At 42.0% G+C, this 18,003-nt stretch carries 14 protein-coding genes; 5 read left to right on the forward strand and 9 right to left on the reverse strand.

From position 1 onward, the window contains the following. Nucleotides 1–33: 33 nt before the first annotated feature. A complete protein-coding gene (locus WAE57_RS13585; RefSeq protein WP_200223485.1) occupies nt 34–861 on the forward strand; it encodes an ABC transporter ATP-binding protein in 828 nt (275 codons plus the stop codon). Between the two features lie 123 nt (nt 862–984). Here WAE57_RS13585 and WAE57_RS13590 read toward each other — a convergent pair whose 3' ends face one another. The 5 genes from WAE57_RS13590 to WAE57_RS13610 all read right to left on the reverse strand — a co-directional run bounded on the left by WAE57_RS13590 (nt 985) and on the right by WAE57_RS13610 (nt 8,442). Beyond that, complete coding sequence (locus WAE57_RS13590; RefSeq protein WP_237787615.1) at nt 985–2,352, reverse strand: LLM class flavin-dependent oxidoreductase; 1,368 nt, start codon at nt 2,350–2,352, stop codon at nt 985–987. 252 nt (nt 2,353–2,604) lie between these two features. Continuing rightward, the gene (locus WAE57_RS13595) at nt 2,605–3,966 is read right to left on the reverse strand and encodes an LLM class flavin-dependent oxidoreductase (RefSeq protein WP_301433951.1); all 1,362 of its coding nucleotides are present in this window, start codon (nt 3,964–3,966) and stop codon (nt 2,605–2,607) included. A gap of 301 nt (nt 3,967–4,267) precedes the next feature. After that, nucleotides 4,268–5,635 (reverse strand): LLM class flavin-dependent oxidoreductase, encoded by a 1,368-nt coding sequence (locus tag WAE57_RS13600; protein WP_337710987.1) that lies wholly within the window; start codon nt 5,633–5,635, stop codon nt 4,268–4,270. 164 nt (nt 5,636–5,799) lie between these two features. Continuing rightward, nucleotides 5,800–7,167, reverse strand: coding sequence for an MATE family efflux transporter (locus tag WAE57_RS13605; RefSeq protein ID WP_337710988.1), 1,368 nt, complete (start codon nt 7,165–7,167; stop codon nt 5,800–5,802). A 120-nt stretch (nt 7,168–7,287) separates the two neighbouring features. After that, complete coding sequence (locus WAE57_RS13610) at nt 7,288–8,442, reverse strand: methionine aminotransferase (protein WP_337710989.1); 1,155 nt, start codon at nt 8,440–8,442, stop codon at nt 7,288–7,290. Nucleotides 8,443–8,665: 223 nt separating this feature from the next. Between WAE57_RS13610 and WAE57_RS13615 the strand changes: the two genes are divergently transcribed. The 3 genes from WAE57_RS13615 to WAE57_RS13625 are packed head-to-tail and all read left to right on the forward strand — an operon-like array spanning nt 8,666 to nt 13,901. Further along, the gene (locus WAE57_RS13615; RefSeq protein WP_337711010.1) at nt 8,666–11,530 is read left to right on the forward strand and encodes a type VI secretion system Vgr family protein; all 2,865 of its coding nucleotides are present in this window, start codon (nt 8,666–8,668) and stop codon (nt 11,528–11,530) included. Further along, a complete protein-coding gene (locus tag WAE57_RS13620) occupies nt 11,530–13,182 on the forward strand; it encodes a glycoside hydrolase family 19 protein (RefSeq protein WP_337710990.1) in 1,653 nt (550 codons plus the stop codon). Before WAE57_RS13615 ends, WAE57_RS13620 begins: the two co-directional genes overlap by 1 nt. Next, the gene (locus WAE57_RS13625; protein ID WP_337710991.1) at nt 13,179–13,901 is read left to right on the forward strand and encodes a hypothetical protein; all 723 of its coding nucleotides are present in this window, start codon (nt 13,179–13,181) and stop codon (nt 13,899–13,901) included. Before WAE57_RS13620 ends, WAE57_RS13625 begins: the two co-directional genes overlap by 4 nt. Nucleotides 13,902–14,008: 107 nt before the next feature. Here WAE57_RS13625 and WAE57_RS13630 read toward each other — a convergent pair whose 3' ends face one another. Continuing rightward, on the reverse strand, nt 14,009–14,929 hold the full coding sequence (locus WAE57_RS13630) for a Dyp-type peroxidase (RefSeq protein WP_337710992.1): 921 nt from the start codon (nt 14,927–14,929) through the stop codon (nt 14,009–14,011). A 162-nt stretch (nt 14,930–15,091) separates the two neighbouring features. Between WAE57_RS13630 and WAE57_RS13635 the strand changes: the two genes are divergently transcribed. Further along, entirely contained in the window at nt 15,092–15,712 is a 621-nt protein-coding gene (locus tag WAE57_RS13635) for a LysE family transporter (protein WP_337710993.1), read from the forward strand. A 119-nt stretch (nt 15,713–15,831) separates the two neighbouring features. Here WAE57_RS13635 and znuB read toward each other — a convergent pair whose 3' ends face one another. Genes znuB through WAE57_RS13650 form a run of 3 tightly spaced genes read right to left on the reverse strand, consistent with a single transcriptional unit; the run spans nt 15,832 to nt 17,897 of the window. Beyond that, complete coding sequence (gene znuB, locus WAE57_RS13640) at nt 15,832–16,632, reverse strand: zinc ABC transporter permease subunit ZnuB (protein ID WP_337710994.1); 801 nt, start codon at nt 16,630–16,632, stop codon at nt 15,832–15,834. A gap of 3 nt (nt 16,633–16,635) precedes the next feature. Next, nucleotides 16,636–17,427, reverse strand: a complete 792-nt coding sequence (znuC, locus tag WAE57_RS13645; RefSeq protein ID WP_337710995.1) for a zinc ABC transporter ATP-binding protein ZnuC — start codon at nt 17,425–17,427, stop codon at nt 16,636–16,638. Beyond that, complete coding sequence (locus WAE57_RS13650; protein WP_086200325.1) at nt 17,400–17,897, reverse strand: transcriptional repressor; 498 nt, start codon at nt 17,895–17,897, stop codon at nt 17,400–17,402. Before WAE57_RS13650 ends, znuC begins: the two co-directional genes overlap by 28 nt. Between the last annotated feature and the right edge of the window lie 106 nt (nt 17,898–18,003).

Here is an 18,003-nt window from a genome sequence, read left to right on the forward strand (position 1 = left end):
CCAGTGCCTCAAGCTTTACAGGAGAATTGAGAGATGACACAGCAAGCAACAGGCCATGTATCTATTCAGCAACTCAGCAAAACCTATCCGACACAAAACAATGACGCTTTAACTGTGCTGGACGATATTAATTTAGACATCCAGCCGGGTGAATTTATCAGTATTGTCGGCAGCAGTGGCTGCGGCAAGTCCACACTGTTACGCTTATTGGTGGGACTGGAAAACAGCTATCAGGGCCAGATCCAGGTGGATGGAAAAAAGATTTTTGGCACCAGTTTACAACGCGGGATCGTATTTCAAGACCACCGTCTTTTTCCTTGGTTAAGCGTGCGTGAAAATGTGCGTATTGCACTGCATCAGAGTAAGCTGACACGGGCTGAGGAAGACAAACTGATTGATGAACATTTGCAATTGGTCAATCTGACCAGTTTTGCCAATGCCTATCCATCCCAGCTTTCAGGCGGCATGAACCAGCGTGTGGCGATTGCACGCAGTTTGGTCAATCGTCCGGAAATTTTATTTCTCGATGAGCCTTTTGGCGCACTTGATGCTTTAACCCGTCAGAACCTGCAAGACGAATTACAGCGGATTTGGCAGGCAGAAAAAATCACCATGGTGATTGTGACCCATGACGTTGAGGAAGCAGTATTTTTAGGGGATCGTGTGGTGGTGATGCAACCCCATCCGGGTCGGATTAAACGTATTGTTGATATCCCGGTTGCCCATCCGCGTAAACGTGAAGATGTGCGTTTGCACAATATTAAAAATGACATTTTGACGGATTTTAGCGATCCGCTAAAAGACCAGTTACACCGTAATAAACCGGCAGCGAAGTTTTCAGATTATCAATTTGCCTGGTAATTCGCAGATTCAAACCGACAGCCTTGGAAACAAGGCTTTTTTAATGCCTGAAAATTTTAAAAACTAAAATTAAGAACATAAAAAAATGCCCCCGCAGGGCATTTTTTTTGGCAAATCTTTTACTTAAGATGCCTGAGCGGTATGACGCTTTTCCAGCACATACTGGTTTTCAGGACGTTTTAAGCCTAAGTTTTCACGTAAGGTTTTACCTTCATACTCGGTACGGAACAGGCCACGACGTTGCAGTTCAGGTACTACCAAATCAACAAAGTCATCCAGGCTGGCAGGCGTGGTTGGCGGCAGGATATTAAAGCCATCCGCGGCTTCATTTTCAAACCAGGCTTGTAGTTCATCCACCACCTGTTCTGGGGTGCCAATAATGGTCCAGTGACCACGTGCACTTGCCACCCATTGATAAAGCTGGCGAATAGTGAAATTGTTTTTACGTGCAATCTCTAGAATCAATTGGTTACGGCTGGCGCCATTTTCTATTTGTCCAATATGCTCAGGGAGGGGTTGATCCAGATCAAATTTTGACAGGTCTTCGGTAAAACCGCCCAGTTGTTGAATTAAAGACAGACCCAAGGTCGGATGAATATAGCTGTTCAGTTCATCATATTTGGCCCGTGCTTCTTCTTCTGTCTTGCCAACAAAAATGGATACACCTGGCATGATTTTCAGGTCATCGGCATGACGGCCATATTTGGCTAAACGGCCTTTTACATCACGGTAGAAGGCTTGGGCATCTTCCAGTTTTTGTTGGGCTGTGAAAATCACTTCGGCAAATTTTGCCGCCAGTTCACGGCCATCTTCAGACTGACCCGCCTGGACTATCACCGGATAGCCTTGCGGTGAACGTGCCACATTCAATCCACCATGTACGGCTAAATGCTTGCCTTTAAAACGCGGTGGATGCAGTTTGTCCCCATCAAAGAATTGTCCGGTTTCTTTATTATATTCAAAGGCATCATCTTCCCAGGAATCCCAAAGTTTTTGTGCCACTTCAATGAACTCATCGGCACGTTCATAGCGTTCTTTCGGATGTGGAGCATCGTTTAAACCAAAGTTTTTAGCCACATGTGCTCCCGCAGTCGTCACTACATTCCAGGCAGCACGACCTTCGGATAAATGATCCAGTGAAGCAAATTTACGTGCCAGACTGTATGGCTCTTCATAAGTGGTTGAGGCAGTGGCAATAAAGCCAATATTTTTGGTCACTGCTGCTAGTGCAGAAAACAGGGATACAGGCTCAAGTCCTGCAGAAAAACCGCCGGTTAAACCCAAGTTGGGTGTGGTATCCGGATCGACAGTCACTGGAACGTCAGCAAGGAAATAGGCATCAAATAAGCCACGTTCAGCCGTTTTGGCCAGTTCAATAAAGTAATTTAAGTTATGGCTGTCTTGTGGACGAGCTTGCGGATGGCGCCAGCCTGCAACGTGCTGAGAAGTGCCTGGTACAAAAGCACCAAGGCGAATTTGACGTTTTGACATATGAAAACCTGTTTGATGTTGTTGATTATGGTTTTATATAGTTCAAAGAGCATGCCAATAAAATAAATAATAAAAATCATATACTTAGTAATTTAAATTTAATTTATTGTTGTTATATCAACAGCTTAACTGTTGTTATGTTGCCATGAGTTCAGCTTAAAACTTGCATTGAATATGCTGAGGATGAAAAAGGCATAACTTTTTTATGGGTATAAGATACATGCCCCAACTGGAGCATGTGTTTTCAGGTGATCAAGATGCCTTGTTTGCTTGTTGAGCGATGACATGCTGATTTTCAGGACGTTTCAGCCCCAAGTTCTCACGCAAAGTCGAACCCTCGTATTCAGTACGGAACAAGCCACGGCGTTGCAGTTCAGGCACAATGAAATCAACAAAGTCATTCAAGCCAGCAGGGGTGGTCGGTGGCAATACATTAAAGCCATCAGCACCTTCATTTTCAAACCAGGTTTGCAGTTCATCCACCACCTGTTCAGGCGTACCAATCAGGGTCCAGTGACCCCGCGCAGAGGCAATGTATTCGTACAATTGACGGATGGTAAAGTTATGACGGCGGGCAATATCAATCATCATTTGCTGACGGCTAGAGAAATTAATGTCGGTATCTTCCAGTTTCGGGAACGGCGCATCCAGATCAAATTTCTTTAGATTGATTCCGCCTGCCAGACCGGACAATAGGCTCAGACCGACTTCAGGATGAATTAGGCTATTCAGTAGCTGATATTTCTCTTGAGCTTCCTGTTCAGTTTTGGCCACGAAAATAGACACACCCGGCATGATTTTCAGGTCATCCGGATGACGGCCATATTTCAACAGGCGGCTTTTCACATCACGGTAGAATTCTTGCGCATCTTCCAGGCTTTGCTGTGCGGTAAAGATCACTTCGGCATATTTACCCGCAAGTTCACGGCCATCTTCAGACTGACCAGCTTGTACAATCACCGGATAGCCTTGCGGTGGACGTGAGACATTTAGCGCACCTTGTACATTGAAGTATTTTCCTGCATGTAATGGCTCATGCAGTTTGCTGGCATCGAAGAATTGACCATCTTCCTTGTTATAGATGAAGGTGTCATCTTCCCAGGAATCCCAGAGTTTTTGCGTCACTTCAATGAACTCATCGGCACGTTCATAACGGACTTTGGCATCAGGATGCTTTTCTAGGCCGAAATTCCGTGCAGTGTCGGCAGATGCCGTAGTCACCACGTTCCAGGCTGCACGTCCTTTGGAAATATGATCTAAAGACGCAAATTTACGAGCCAAAATGTAAGGATCTTCATAGGTAGTTGATGCGGTGGCAATAAAACCAATATTTTTGGTCACTGTGGAAAGTGCTGCAAATAGGGTAACCGGTTCAAAGCCGACACCTTTATCGCCTAGGCCCTTTTCGCCTTCAATTGCAGAACCCCAACGTACCGATAAGCCATCTGCCAGAAAATAAGCATCAAACAAGCCGCGTTCAGCTGTCTGTGCAAGTTCAATCACATAGTCAATGTTGAGATGATCTTGTGGACGAGATTCAGGATGGCGCCAGCCGGCAACGTGCTGTGAAGTGGTAGGAATAAAGGCACCAAGTTTAATTTGACGTTTTGACATTGTTATATCCTGTACATTTTAATCAATAATCAAAACAGCTGCTTCAAACATTGTGCCAAGTTAAAAATTTATAAAAAACAGAATCTTATTTTGGATGTCATTTTTATATGTTGAAGAATCAGCACTCATCAGGCGCTTTTGTTTCAAAACAGACAGTAGAAAAAACGCAGTGCTTATATGAAATAAAGTCGATCTTCAAAAAAGAATACTTTGGGGCAAAGTAGTGATGAGAAAGATTAAAATGAGTTGAATTTCAAAATACATAAAAAATGCCCCGAAGGGCATTTGGGTGGTTCTTGAATTAAGATGCCTGCGCTTGTTTTTGCGCCAGTACATACTGATTTTCCGGACGTTTCAGTCCCAAGTTTTCACGAAGGGTGCTGCCTTCATATTCGGTACGGAACAGGCCACGGCGCTGCAGTTCTGGCACAATCAGGTCGACAAAATCATTTAAACCGGCAGGCGTGCTTGGTGGCAGAATATTAAAGCCATCTGCAGCTTCATTTTCAAACCATTCTTGTAGCTGGTTTACAATCTGCTCAGGAGTACCCACCAGCGTCCAGTGGCCACGTGCAGAGGCTACATATTCATACAGTTGGCGGATGGTAAAGTTATGCTTGCGGGCAATATCAATCATCATCTGCTGGCGACTGCCAAAATTGATCAAGCTTTCATCCAGTTCAGGGAAAGGCTCATCGATGTCATATTGTTCCAGATCGATTCCGCCGGCCAAACCGGAAAGCAGACCCAGACCGACTTGTGGATGAATAAGACTGTTTAACAGATCGTATTTTTCCTGTGCTTCTTCTGCCGTTTTTGCCACAAAAATCGAAACACCCGGCATGATTTTCAGGTCATCCGGATGACGACCATATTTAGCTAAACGACCTTTCACATCACGGTAAAATTCCTGTGCATCAGCTAAATTTTGCTGTGCAGTAAAAATCACTTCGGCATATTTTCCAGCCAGCTCACGGCCATCTTCCGACTGACCTGCCTGTACAATCACCGGATAGCCCTGTGGCGGGCGCGGTACGTTTAATGCTCCTTGCACTTCAAAATATTTGCCCTTGTGCTGAGGTTCATGAAATTTTTCTGGCTGGAAAAACTGTCCAGAGGCTTTGTCATATACAAAGGCATCATCTTCCCAAGAATCCCAGAGTTTCTGTGTAACCTCAATAAATTCATGTGCACGTGCATAGCGGCTTTTGGCATCTGGATGTTCGGACAGGCCAAAATTGCGCGCGACTTGTTTAGAGGCTGTGGTGACTACATTCCATGCCGCACGTCCTTTGGAAATATGATCCAGTGAGGCGTATTTGCGTGCCAGCGTATATGGGTGCTCATAGGTGGTCGATGCAGTAGCGACAAAACCAATATTTTTCGTCACTGCAGACAGGGCAGCGAATAGGGTGACTGGTTCAAAGCCAGTATCTTTATCGCCCAGACCCCAGCCTTTGCTGGTGGCGGAACCCCAGTCACCACGCACTGCCAAAGTATCTGCTAAAAAGTAGGCATCAAATAAGCCACGTTCTGCCGTTTTGACCAGCTCAATGGCATAGTCAATATTTAAATGATCCTGCGGTCGTGACTCCGGATGACGCCAGCCGGCAGCATGCTGAGAAGTGGTTGGAATAAAAGCACCAAGACGGATTTTACGTTCAGCCATGAGAAAAACCTTGTGTTTTTTATGTTGTCAGCTGGTTATAACAAGGAATTTTCAGGCTTAAAAATACGATAAAATTAAATCCATATAAAAAATATGGATTAAGCAGGAAATACGCCAATCACAAGTTTTTTGCTTGGATTTATTTCGCTGTTAAAGGCTGAATATTACACCAGTGCCTTAATGGTCTTTTTCTTCCACACCAACTGATAATAAAGTGCCTGCAAAATACACAAGCAGACGAATGACAGCGCATAGGCATACCAAATGCCTTGTAAGCCCCACCAGTAACTGAACAGGTAAGCACAAGGCACTTCAATCAATAAAATTGTGCCGATGTTAATTAGCATGGGGATCGTTACCGTACCGCTGGCACGCATGATGGAAGCAAAAATTGCACTGGCACCAAAGAACAGGATGGACCACAGCACAATAAATAACAGTTGCTGTCCCAGTACCACCACCGTCGGGTCGGTGATAAACAGCGCCATCAAGTATTTGGAGAACAGATAAGCCAAAGCCACTAATCCACCGGTAATCACAATATTCATAGCGAGTGCAGTATGGGTCACTTTATTGAGCAGATCCGATTTTTCTGCACCAATCGCCTGTGCTGCAAAAATGGAGGCAGCAATTGAAATGGATAGGGCAGGAAACTGGATGTAATTCAAGACCTGATTGACTGCACCATAGGCTGCAGTGGCATGTGAACCATAACGGTTGACCAGGCCGACAATAACCAGCCCGGCAACAGATGTGGTGACCATCTGCACACCGGTAGGAATACCCAAACGCAGAATAATTTTACTCAGTTCAGGGTGATGGCGAATATGGCTGAGCAGATGACGGTCAAGCTTCAAGGGATGGTCTTTCTTGTTGAGATACACCAGCAAAAACACCAGTACTGCCAAGTAACCAACAGCGGTGGCAATAGCCGGTGCAATAATGCCCATTTTGGGAAAGCCAAAATAGCCGGCAATCAGTACCGGGGTAATTACTACACCAATCAGAATGGTCATGCCGGAAGCAATCAGCGGTGTGGTGCTGTCACCCACGCCACGTAAAATGGAAGTATAAATAATATAAATAAACAGCAAGGGACTACCGGCCAGCATCCACTGTACATAAGGCAGGGACAGATGCATTACATCTGGCGTGGTACCCAGAGCCAGTAAAATATGCTTAGAAAAAAGCACGCCAAACAAGGCGATAATACTGCCGCCAATTAAGGTCATAAACAGGGTAGAACCCACCACACAGCGTACTTTTTCAATGTTTTGCGCACCCCATGCCTGTCCAACCAATACCGTAGCACCTGCGGAAAGCCCAATCACAAAAGCCAGCAGGCAGAACAAAATCGGAAAGAATACTGCCACTGCTGCAATCGCATTCACGCCCATCATTTGTCCAACAAAAATGGTATTCATCGTTCCAGACAGGTTTTGCAGAATATTGGTCGCAATCAACGGCCATAGAAAAATCAGAAATGTTTTCCACAGTTTTTGTTGGCTGAGCAGCGGTTTATGTTGAGGCATGGATCATCCTGTAACGTTATTTTTATCATTTTCAGATTTAAAGTCACACTACCCGAGTTAGCTTAAAAAAGCCTTAGTTGTTAAGTAACTAAGGCTAAATTTCATGAATAAATCATGAACTTAAACTGCGGATAAAATAGCCGAGGCCTGTTCCAGGGTTTCATCTTTTTTGGCAAAACAAAAGCGGATTAAACGTAAATTTTCCGGGGACTGTTGATAAAAAACCGAAACCGGAATGGCAACAATGCCATGCTGTTCCGCCAGAAATTTACACATCTCGACATCATCCAGATCGGGACGAATGGCACTGTAGTTCAGGTTTTGAAAATAGGTGCCCTGTGAAGGGGTAAAATGAAAGCGCGAGTTACGCAGGCCTGAATTAAACAGATCACGTTTATCTTGATAAAAGTCTGCAAGCCCTTCAATATGTTCAGGATGCTGCTGCATAAAAGTGGTCAGTGCCATTTGTACTGGTGTTACCCCGCAGAAACTGGCGAACTGATAGACCTGTCTGAATATTTTCATCAGTTCAGGTGAGGCAATGCAATATCCGGTTTTCCAGCCGGTGACATGGAAAGTTTTACCAAAAGAACCGATCACTATGCTGCGGTCGCGAAGCTCCGGAAAAGACAAGGCTGAATAATGCTTTTGACCGTCATAAATCAGGTGCTCATAAACTTCGTCGGACAGTACAACGATATTTTTATCCCGAATCAGTTCAATTAAAGTGAGCCAGTCCTGACCTGACCAGATTGCCCCGGTTGGATTGTGCGGCGTATTTACAATGATCATTCGGGTTCTATCATTGATGGCATCTTTAACTCGGTTCCAGTCCACTGAAAATTGTGGGGCAGTCAGGGGAATATGAATGGCTTTTCCGCCGACCAGTTGCACGCTGGGGCCATAACTGTCATAGCAGGGATCGAAAATGATGACTTCATCACCGGCATGAATCAGCGCTTGAATGGCAACAAAAATGGCAATCGTGGCCCCGGGCGTAATGGTGATTTCAGTCAGTGGATCAATTACCAATTGATCGCGTTTTAAAAATTGCTGGGCTACCTGTTCACGCAGTGAAATCAGACCATCACTGGGAGCATATTGGTTAAAACCATCTAGAGTCGCCTGGCTTAAGGCTTTGAGTAGCGCGGGTGGCGCGGCAAAGTCGGGAAAACCTTGGGAAAGATTTAAGGCATTCAGGCGATGTGCCATCGCGGTCATCACGCTGAAAATGGTGACACCCTGTGCCGGTAGTTTGGAATGAATCTCAAGCATGACCCGAACTCTTCAATATTCTTATGCTTTTCAGTGTAACAGCAAGCTCAGCACAGCAGAATAAAAGGATGGGCTTAATCTCTGCACATTTTTATCTAATTTCATCCATTTAACTGAATTACGCCAATGGATAAAATTAACAAAAAACCTACTGGACTAAAAAAACAACATTTTCTAGAATGCGTCTCAAATTAAAATAATCCTATAAAAATAATAAATCATGATGTTTAAAAATATCCATACGCTGATGGACAGTATGGGCTTAAGTTTGCAAAAGCGCGCCCTGCACATCCAGTTTTCCAATGAATTGCTGAATTCTCAGGTCTTTATTCAACGCATTGAAGGGCAACATCGCATCAATCAGGGCTTAAAAGCCGAACTGATGTGCTTGTCGACGCATGCCCATATTCCTCTAAAACAATTTATTGGTGGGCAAGTGGCTGTAGATCAGGTGACGGATTCAGGCGACTTGTCTCGGATGACTGGGGTAATTACTGCCGCCAGTCAAGGCCAAAGTGATAGTGCATTCACCCTATATAAACTGAGCATTGAAGATGCAACTGCACTGTGGCACAAGCGCCGTAACAGCCGTGTGTTTATGAACAAAAGTGTGCGGGATATCAGCGAAATTCTGTTTAAGGAATGGCAAACGAAAAGTAGCTTGTTTGCAGCCAGTCTCAGTTTAAATATGCAAGGCCTAAATAGAGAATATGATGTGCGTCCTTTTGTGATGCAGGCCAATGAAACAGACTATGAGTTTTTAACCCGACTGTGGCGCAGTGAAGGCATCAATTGGCTGATTGATGAAGCCGAGCATGTCGTTGCCAGTCCTGCAGCAGCAATACAAGCGCAAAAATTATGCTTAATTGATGAAAATCATCAATTTAATGCCTTAAAAAGAAGATCAGTTCGCTTTCATCGCAGTCATGCCACAGAAGCGTTTGATAGCATCACCAGTTTTATTGCCGAACGTTCTTTGCAGTCGACCGCCGTTCAGGTGCAGCGTTGGCAAGCGCATTATCTATCTCAGGATCAGGCCAATTACCAGTTAAGCAAGCATCAGCATAGTGATTTGCACGACAACGCAAGCTTAAGTCTGGAACAGGCATGGAGCATTAGCCCGGCATGGACATCGGATTTAAGCGGGGTGGATCAAAGCACCGCTTCAGGTAGTGAGCAATTAGAAAAACTGAATCGGCAACTGAGCCAGTACCAAGACTTGCAGGCCAAATACTTCACCGCGCAAAGTAGCGTGCGTGATGCCCATGTCGGCTACTGGTTTGAATTGCTTGATCATCCTGAAATTGACCGTCATTCAGGTTCAGATAAAGAATTCCTGATTTTGGGTAAATCTTTTTATAACCAGAATAATTTACCTAAAGACATGCTGCGCCAGTTAGACACTCTATTAAGCTTGAGCCGTTGGCAACATCAGGGAGATGAACGACAGGCGAATGAGCTTTATCTGGTACGACGCAATATAGCTGTGGTTCCTGAATACAACCCCCTGATACATCGGCCTGCGGCCTATCCGCAACGTGCCAAAGTGGTGGGTCCTGAAGGTGAAAGCATTTATGTCGATCAGTGGGGCCGGATTAAGGTTCGTTTTATGTTTACCCGTAATGAGGATCATGGACATGATGGCGGAGCCGGAAGCAATGACAACGATACCGATTCAGCCTGGGTTGATGTACTGACTCCGTGGGCCGGTGAGGGTTATGGTGCACGTTTTCATCCGCGAATTGGTGAAATCGTGGTGATTGATTTCTTTGAAGGCGATGTTGACCGCCCATTTGTGGTTGGACGGATTCATGAAGCAGAACGCCATCAAACCATGTTTGATATTCAAGGCCAGTTACCGGAGACCAAAAAGCTCAGCGGCATCCGCTCGCAGGAAGTCGGTGGTTCGGGTTTTAACCAATTGCGTTTTGACGATAGCACTGGACAAATCAGTACCCAGTTGCAAAGTAGCCATGGCGCAAGTCAGCTGAATTTGGGACATCTCAGCCATTCCAAAGCTGCCGAGACCAGTGATGGACGCGGGGAAGGGTTTGAGCTAAGAACAGATCAATGGGGCGCTGTCCGGGCGGGTGAAGGTTTGCTCATTTCCACACATAAACAAGATAGCGCGGCAGGTCATCATTTAGAGGTGAATCAGGCCAAACGTCAGCTTGAAAATAGTTTCAATCATTCAAAAGCACTCAATGACATAGCGAAAAATCAGCAAACGGATTCACTCACCGTTTTAGACAATTTAAAGTATTTTCTAGAGCAGATGGAACGCAGGAATGAAGCCAAAGCAAATGCCTTTAAACAGGCTTTAATGATTCTTGCTGCGCCAAACTCCATCGCCTGTGTCACCCATGAAGATTTATATTTCTCGGCAGATGGACAGATCAGTCAAAGTGCCGGAGATGCTATTAATTTCTCAACGCAAAAATCATTGATTGCCCATGCTCAAGACAAGATTAGCCTGTTTGCAGCGCAGCAGGGCTTTAGTGCATATGCTGCGAAAGGCAAAGTCGAGCTTCAGGCACAGGATGATGCCCTTGAAGTTATAGCCCGTAAGGTCATTAAGCTGATTTCGACCGAAGATAAAATTGAGCTGAGCAGTCCTAAAGAGATTGTACTGACAGCAGGTGGTTCACAGTTAAAGATCAATGCAGAAGGTGTTTTTACTACCACCGGTGGTAAGTTTGAGAGTAAGGCGGGGCAGCATAGTTTTGTGGGAGGGGCTAAAGTGCTGACACCTCAGGTAAGTTTACCAATGCTTGAAACGCCTTACAGCAATCGAATTGATTATATTTGGAACAGACCTTCTATGGGTGAAAAGGAGATTTTTATTGTTGATAAATCAGATGGAAAATTAATTAAAAATATTAAGAATGAATTGGATAACGATAAAAATATGAGTTCCTTAAGATTCTATACTCCACAACAAGCAGAATTTAGAGCATTGGGATTTAATTCTTTAAATACTTATTTAAGTCAGGACATATCAAACGATAATTGTGATGAATTGATAGAAGAAACAGAAGAAGAAATTTTAGAAGATGATGAAGTTTACTCAGAAGAGGATTTTGATTAATGAGTAGTTTGGTCACAATTATTTCTAAATTCTATGATAAATCCGGTCAACGAGTTATCAATCTAAATGTAAAGTCTCGTTATCATGGATCAACCAGAGAAAACCTGCAAAAGACAGATGAAAAGGGTTTATTCATCTTTCAAGCTTCTTCTAACAGAACAATCGAAATTTTAGCTAAACCACCTAATGCTAAAGAGTATACAGTTTTTAAAATGATGAATTCATCTGTAAGTTCATCTGCGAGTCATCCGGTAAAAGTTTATTTACCCAAAACGATTGAAGAATATCGACAAGAAAACATAAAAATTCCTCATAGTAAAACCGTAAAGAATTTTTTTAAGGTGGTTGATCGTCATGGAAAAGTGATGAGCAACTTTCCTATACAATCGCGTCCTAAAGGGAAAAAATCTTTTGAACGTTCTACCAACGAAGAAGGACTGGCAGAAATAGAATCTTCTCCAAATCGGGATATCGAAATTTTAGTTCTGACATCGGGTGATACATTTGTTTTAAAAAAATCTGTAAATTCTGGCAGTGGTTCACAACAGCCAATACTTATTCAATTAGATGAACCTTACGATAATTTTAAAAGTTTATCGACGATCACTTTGCTAGATAGAAATGACAATAAATATAGTGTAGAAAAAACCAATGTTGAAATATTGAACCTAGAGAGTAAAGAAAAAAATATCATCACTACTTCAAATGGAAAGCTTGTGGTTCGTGGTCATATTGGAAAATGGTTGAAGATAACAGTATATAAACCTGATGGTACACCACTAAAATCGGTAAATTATTTGCCAAAAAGAATAAAGGAAAGTTCAGTTAAGTTGCATCTAGATGTAGATGTAACTAATGGAAGTACTCAACAAGATAAACCAAATATTAATAGACAGATTACAGAAAATATTACCTGCAAAACTTGTGGAAAATCTTTGAAACTTAATATTGATTTTATAAAGAATATAGCCCCTAAAGCTAAAGCTGAATTTCAAGAAGCATTATTAATGTTACCTGATTTTATGAAAAAATATGAAGTAAACTCTTGCAGAGATTTAGTCAATATTTTAGCTCAAGGAAAAATAGAAACTGAAGACTTTACAAAATTAAGAGAAAGTTTGAATTATACTAAGAAAACTTTTAAAAAACCTGAAAATATTTATGCAATATCACCCACGGCAATAAATGCTGGTTTTAAACGGCGTGGCATGGGGAAATATACTAGACAGCAGAAACTTGAATATATTTGGAGTTATCTGGCAGGTAATGATACTGCTTATGGTTTTCATTTATATGGAAATGAAAAATATCCTAATGAAGATTATAGAGGAAGGGGGTTATTACATTTAACTCATTTTACAGGCTATGAAGATTGTGCAAAAGGTACAGGTTTAGATATTGTTAATAATCCTACTCTATTAGAAAATAATTATAGTATAGCTATAGAAACGGGGGCTTGGTTTTGGAAAAATAAAAATAATGGAAAAATAGCTAATCTTACGAAAAATGAAAGTATAAAAATTGATTCAGATAGTATAACGACTTCTATTACACATTTAGTTAATGGTGGGGAAATGAAATTAGCTGAAAGAAAAATAGCTAAAAAATTTATAGCTCAAAAATTTATTCTTAAATATGGTGTATGTAAATGAATTATTCTTTAAAATATCTGCTATTTATTTTTTTATTTACACTAGTAAATTCTTCTCTTTATGCAAATAATATAATTAAATTAAATACATATAAGTGTATAGAGTCCAATGAAATTTTTAATAAGTTAGATGTTTATATTAGTGATTGTAATAAAAAATTAAAAAAAATTGACTTTTATGAGATTCCTAATAGTATTCCAAAAATAGATTACGTATTTTCTAATAATATAAAAGATAAATATAATGTTTTTTTGGTAATTTCATATAATGAGAATTATAGAGATCCATTAAATAGATTTAACTATTTAGATAAATATTATATGGTGCGTGCATATGAGTGTGATAAAAATAATAATTGTAAAGAAAATGAAAAATTATCTAATTTTTTTGGTAGTGGGGGTGATATAGTAGACTTAGAAAACAAAAAAATAATATATAAGTTTCCTTATTCTAGTCAGCATAAATTGAAAAATGAGTTAAATTCAAATTTTTTTAAAGATTGGAGGAATGGAAAGCTTGATAGTGGAATTGTACTTCGAAAAACATTTATTAATGACGTTAATAATTTTACACCAGAACATGTCGGATATCTGATAAAAGGTGATAAATTCAAAATAAAAGAAGTAAGTTCTAGGTGGTTAAATATTGTATATACTAATAAAAATGGTCGAACGACTTCAGGTTGGATAGCATGTGAAGATACAAATGTATGTAATTAATTTTTATTTTCAGAAATCTATTACGTACTTTGATTAACCTGAGAGAGTTATAGTTATCTAATTTTTTAAAAAAGTAGTTACATCTATAACTACTTTTTTTTAATTTATCATCCTTCCAAAACTTCTTCCAACAACTCTTCACTCGGCGCAAAGTAATACGCCCCATCCATTGGTGTCACAAAGTGAAGTAAACGGTCATGAATCCCATCGCCAGCTGTGCCAAACATATGTTCCAACATATGATCGATAATGCTTAAGTTTTTGGTATAGGCAATAAAGAATAAACCTTGGTCACCTCGGCCTTCACCATAAGGAAGAGAATGACGTAAAATTTCCATTTCTTCGCCTTTCTCATCTTCAATCACAACACGGGCAATGTGGGCATTTTCAGGTTTCACCTCATCATCCAGTTCAATTGACTCTAATTTGGTTCGACCCATCACATTTTCTTGCGCATCTACTTTTAATTTTTTCCATTTTTCCAGGTTATGTGCATAACGCTGTGCAAACACAAAAGAGCCATCAGCAAAAATTCCGGCATCTTCACCGAGTAAAGCGACTTCGGCACGATCATCCGGGAATTGCGGATTTTCAGTCCCATCAATAAAGCCTGTAATGTCACGCCCGTCGAAATAACGGAAGCATACGCGTTCATCCAGCACTTCAACTTTATCTTGAATCCCTTCAAAGAAAGACTGACTTAAGGCAAAGCAAATGTCGGCACGAGCACTGGCAATATGAATCAGCACATCAGCAGGAACAACAGGCATTTGAAATGAACCTTGGATCGGTTCTAATTGTTTAAAGCCAGCAGGAATTTGATTATAGAGCTTTGCCCAAAGTTCGGGACCAAAAGCGACACCTGTTTTAATTTGCGCGTTAGGATGCTGGGTGATTAAACGATCACGTGTGGTAAATAAATCTGCAAGTTTCTCTTTTAACTCATCAATCGTTAAGTCTTTTAAACGTAAAATAATAAACCGAGCATGATCTGAAGGTAATGGTAAAATTACAGATTGGGCAGTCATACTGGGCTCCTAACAATTTTTATAAAATATGTGACTGGCTTTATTGTGCCTCATCACTGCCTGGGTGAATAGCTCAAAGTTTTATTTTGATCGTGGATTTTTAACGCTTTATAAGTGTGAAAAGTCATATAATGAGCCGGTCTTTTTATCTCCTTGTATTTTATGTCTTACCAAGTTTGGCTTGCCTATATGTTGGCATGCTGGGTCATCAGTATTTCTCCTGGAGCAGGTGCAATTGCTTCGATGTCGAGCGGTTTAAATTATGGCTTTCGACGTGGCTATTGGAATGCTTTAGGTTTACAGCTGGCATTGTTGGTGCAAATTGGCATTGTGGCTGCTGGGGTAGGGGTATTGTTCGCGACTACACCTTGGGCTTTTCTGCTGGTGAAATGGTTTGGTGTGGTGTATCTCTTGTATTTGGCATACCTGCAATGGACAGCACCTGTACAGTCCATTGAGATTCAACAGGAACAACCGAATAAATCGATTCCTAAACTGGTCTTATATGGCTTCTTGGTCAATATGAGCAACCCGAAAGCGATTGTGTTTTTACTTGCCGTGTTGCCACAGTTTCTGGATTTGTCTAAACCACAATGGATTCAGTATCTGATTATGGCAGTCACCATGGTGAGCATTGATCTGATCGTGATGGCGGGCTATACCGGCTTGGCCGCCAAAGTTTTACGATTACTAAAATCGCCGAAACAGCAGAAATATATGAACCGAACTTTTGCCGTGTTGTTTAGCTGTGCAGCTGGATTACTGAGTTTGGTGCATCAGTAAGGATTGTTTCCCTCTCCTTTAAAGAAGTAAGAATCCTCAGAATATATTCTGAGTTTGCAAAGGAGAGAATGTTATAAAATAAAAATCATCTTAAAAATGATGCATATATAAAGGAAAAACTAAGCCATCTTCTTCACTTTCTGCACTGCAAAAATCACGGCAAACGATATCGCCATGGTCAGTACAATGGTTAAACCAGTAGAGGTGTCTAAACCTGCGCTTGACCATAGACCAACACTAATGCCAAATTGTGCAATCACAAAAGCCCACACCACCATCTGTTTAGGTGAGTTTGCTAAGAGTCGTGCTGTTAATGCAGGAATGACCAGTAGAGCACCCATCAATAATGAACCGACTGCACGTAAAGCCAATACGGTAAAGAGTGCCAGCAGCAGCATAAACACCAGGCGTTGCCATTTTGCGTTTACACCTTCACTCACTGCCATGTCCAGATCAATCGCGATTTGAATCTGCGCTTTCCAGTTTTTATACAACACCGCTAAAGCCGCAATAATGACGATGGCAAACATTGGCAAGTCTGACCAGGAAATTTGTAGCAGATCACCAAACAGGTAACTGAGTAGTTCCGGTCTTAGGCTTGGAATATGCTGTATAAACAGTAAGCCTGAGCAGAGCAGGGTTGCGGAACAGAGTGCCAGCAAGGCATCGTTGGGCAAGCGCGGGTCATGCAGTACCCATAAAATAGCCACCAATAGAAAAGCCAAAAAGCTCACGCCCAACCATAAAGGCAGGCTTAAAGCGCCGGCAATCGCCACACCCAGTAAAGTGCCATGTGCCATGGTGTCGGCAAAAAATGACATCCGTCGCCATAACATTAAACAGCCCAGCGGAGCAGTCAGAAACACCAACAGGGTTCCCATGGTCCATGCAGGTAACAAGAGTTGTAACCATTCCATCATGGCTTAAGCTTCCGGTTCAGGGTGAATATGAGGGCGAGAATCATGCTGACATGGAGCCGCACTATCACCATGCGCACAGTGGTCATGATGATGCTGATAGAACACACGGTTGGTGCCAAAAATGGCCTGATATTCCGGATGCTGCTGAACATTTTCCGGCAAGCCGCTACAGCAGATGTGCTTGTTCAGGCACACCACGCGATGCGTGCCTTGCATGACCCATTGCAAGTCATGCGATACCATCAACACGGCACAGCTATACTTGATTGGCAAGCTTCTGACATATTCATACAGTTCAGCTTCAGACTGAATGTCCAGACCTTGCATCGGTTCATCCAGTACCAGTACATCGGGCTGACGTAGTAAAGCGCGTGCCAGTAATACACGCTGCCGTTCACCGCCTGAAAGCTGCTGAACTTTACAATCCTGCAATTTGGTAATGCCGGTATCGCGAATAATTTCTGCTTTGATATCGGCGTCGCAATGTTCTAAAGCCAGTAAATCCTGCACCCGTAAAGGCAGGCTATGCGATGGATTAAACTTTTGCGGTACATAAGAGAATTTGAGTTTTTTATGGCTATGAATTTTGCCTGAATTGGCTTTCACAATCCCCAAAAGCACTTTAATCAGAGTAGATTTGCCCGCACCATTCGGACCGATCAGCGTGACAATTTCTCGCTCATGCAAAGCGAAATCGACATTCTTTAAGATGTCACGTTCGTCAATCCGAACACTGATTTTGTCTAAAGCAATCAGGGGATTGGTGGTTACTGTTTGTTGCGACACTGCTGACATATCCCAGAAATTTCAATAATACTGTGATGTGCAGTAAATTGATCGGAGGCTGAAAGTTCATCTAATTGTGTTAATAAACCCTGAGCCGAGGCTTCTTTTACTTTCTTGCAAGCAGTACAGATTAAAAATGCCGCTTGATGTCCTTCGCGCGGATGACAACAGGGTATATAGGCATTAATCGAAGTTAAACGATGGATTAAGCCTTTTTCCAGTAAAAAGTCCAAAGTGCGATACACCGTTGGTGGTGCAGCAGGACGGTCAGACTCGCTCTTGATTTTTGCCAGCAAGTCATAGGCACCCATGGGGCCGGTGGCATTTAAAATCAGTTCCAGCACTTCTTTACGTAATGGGGTTAAACGCGCACCTGCAGAGGTACAGAGACTTTCTGCTTCAGCAAGACGTGTTGCTATATTATGATGGTCATGTACGCCATGTAATGCATTGTGATGTTCGTGCGAACATAAGCTCATAGCAAAACCTCAAGTACGGAATTTATAAAAATCAAAGGACATTAAATCTTAACATGAAGCACCTACAGTTTCGATCAGGCATAGGTATTTTTGTCGATTTGTTATA

Source organism: Acinetobacter sp. NS-4, assembly GCF_037402435.1.
GTDB lineage: Bacteria > Pseudomonadota > Gammaproteobacteria > Pseudomonadales > Moraxellaceae > Acinetobacter.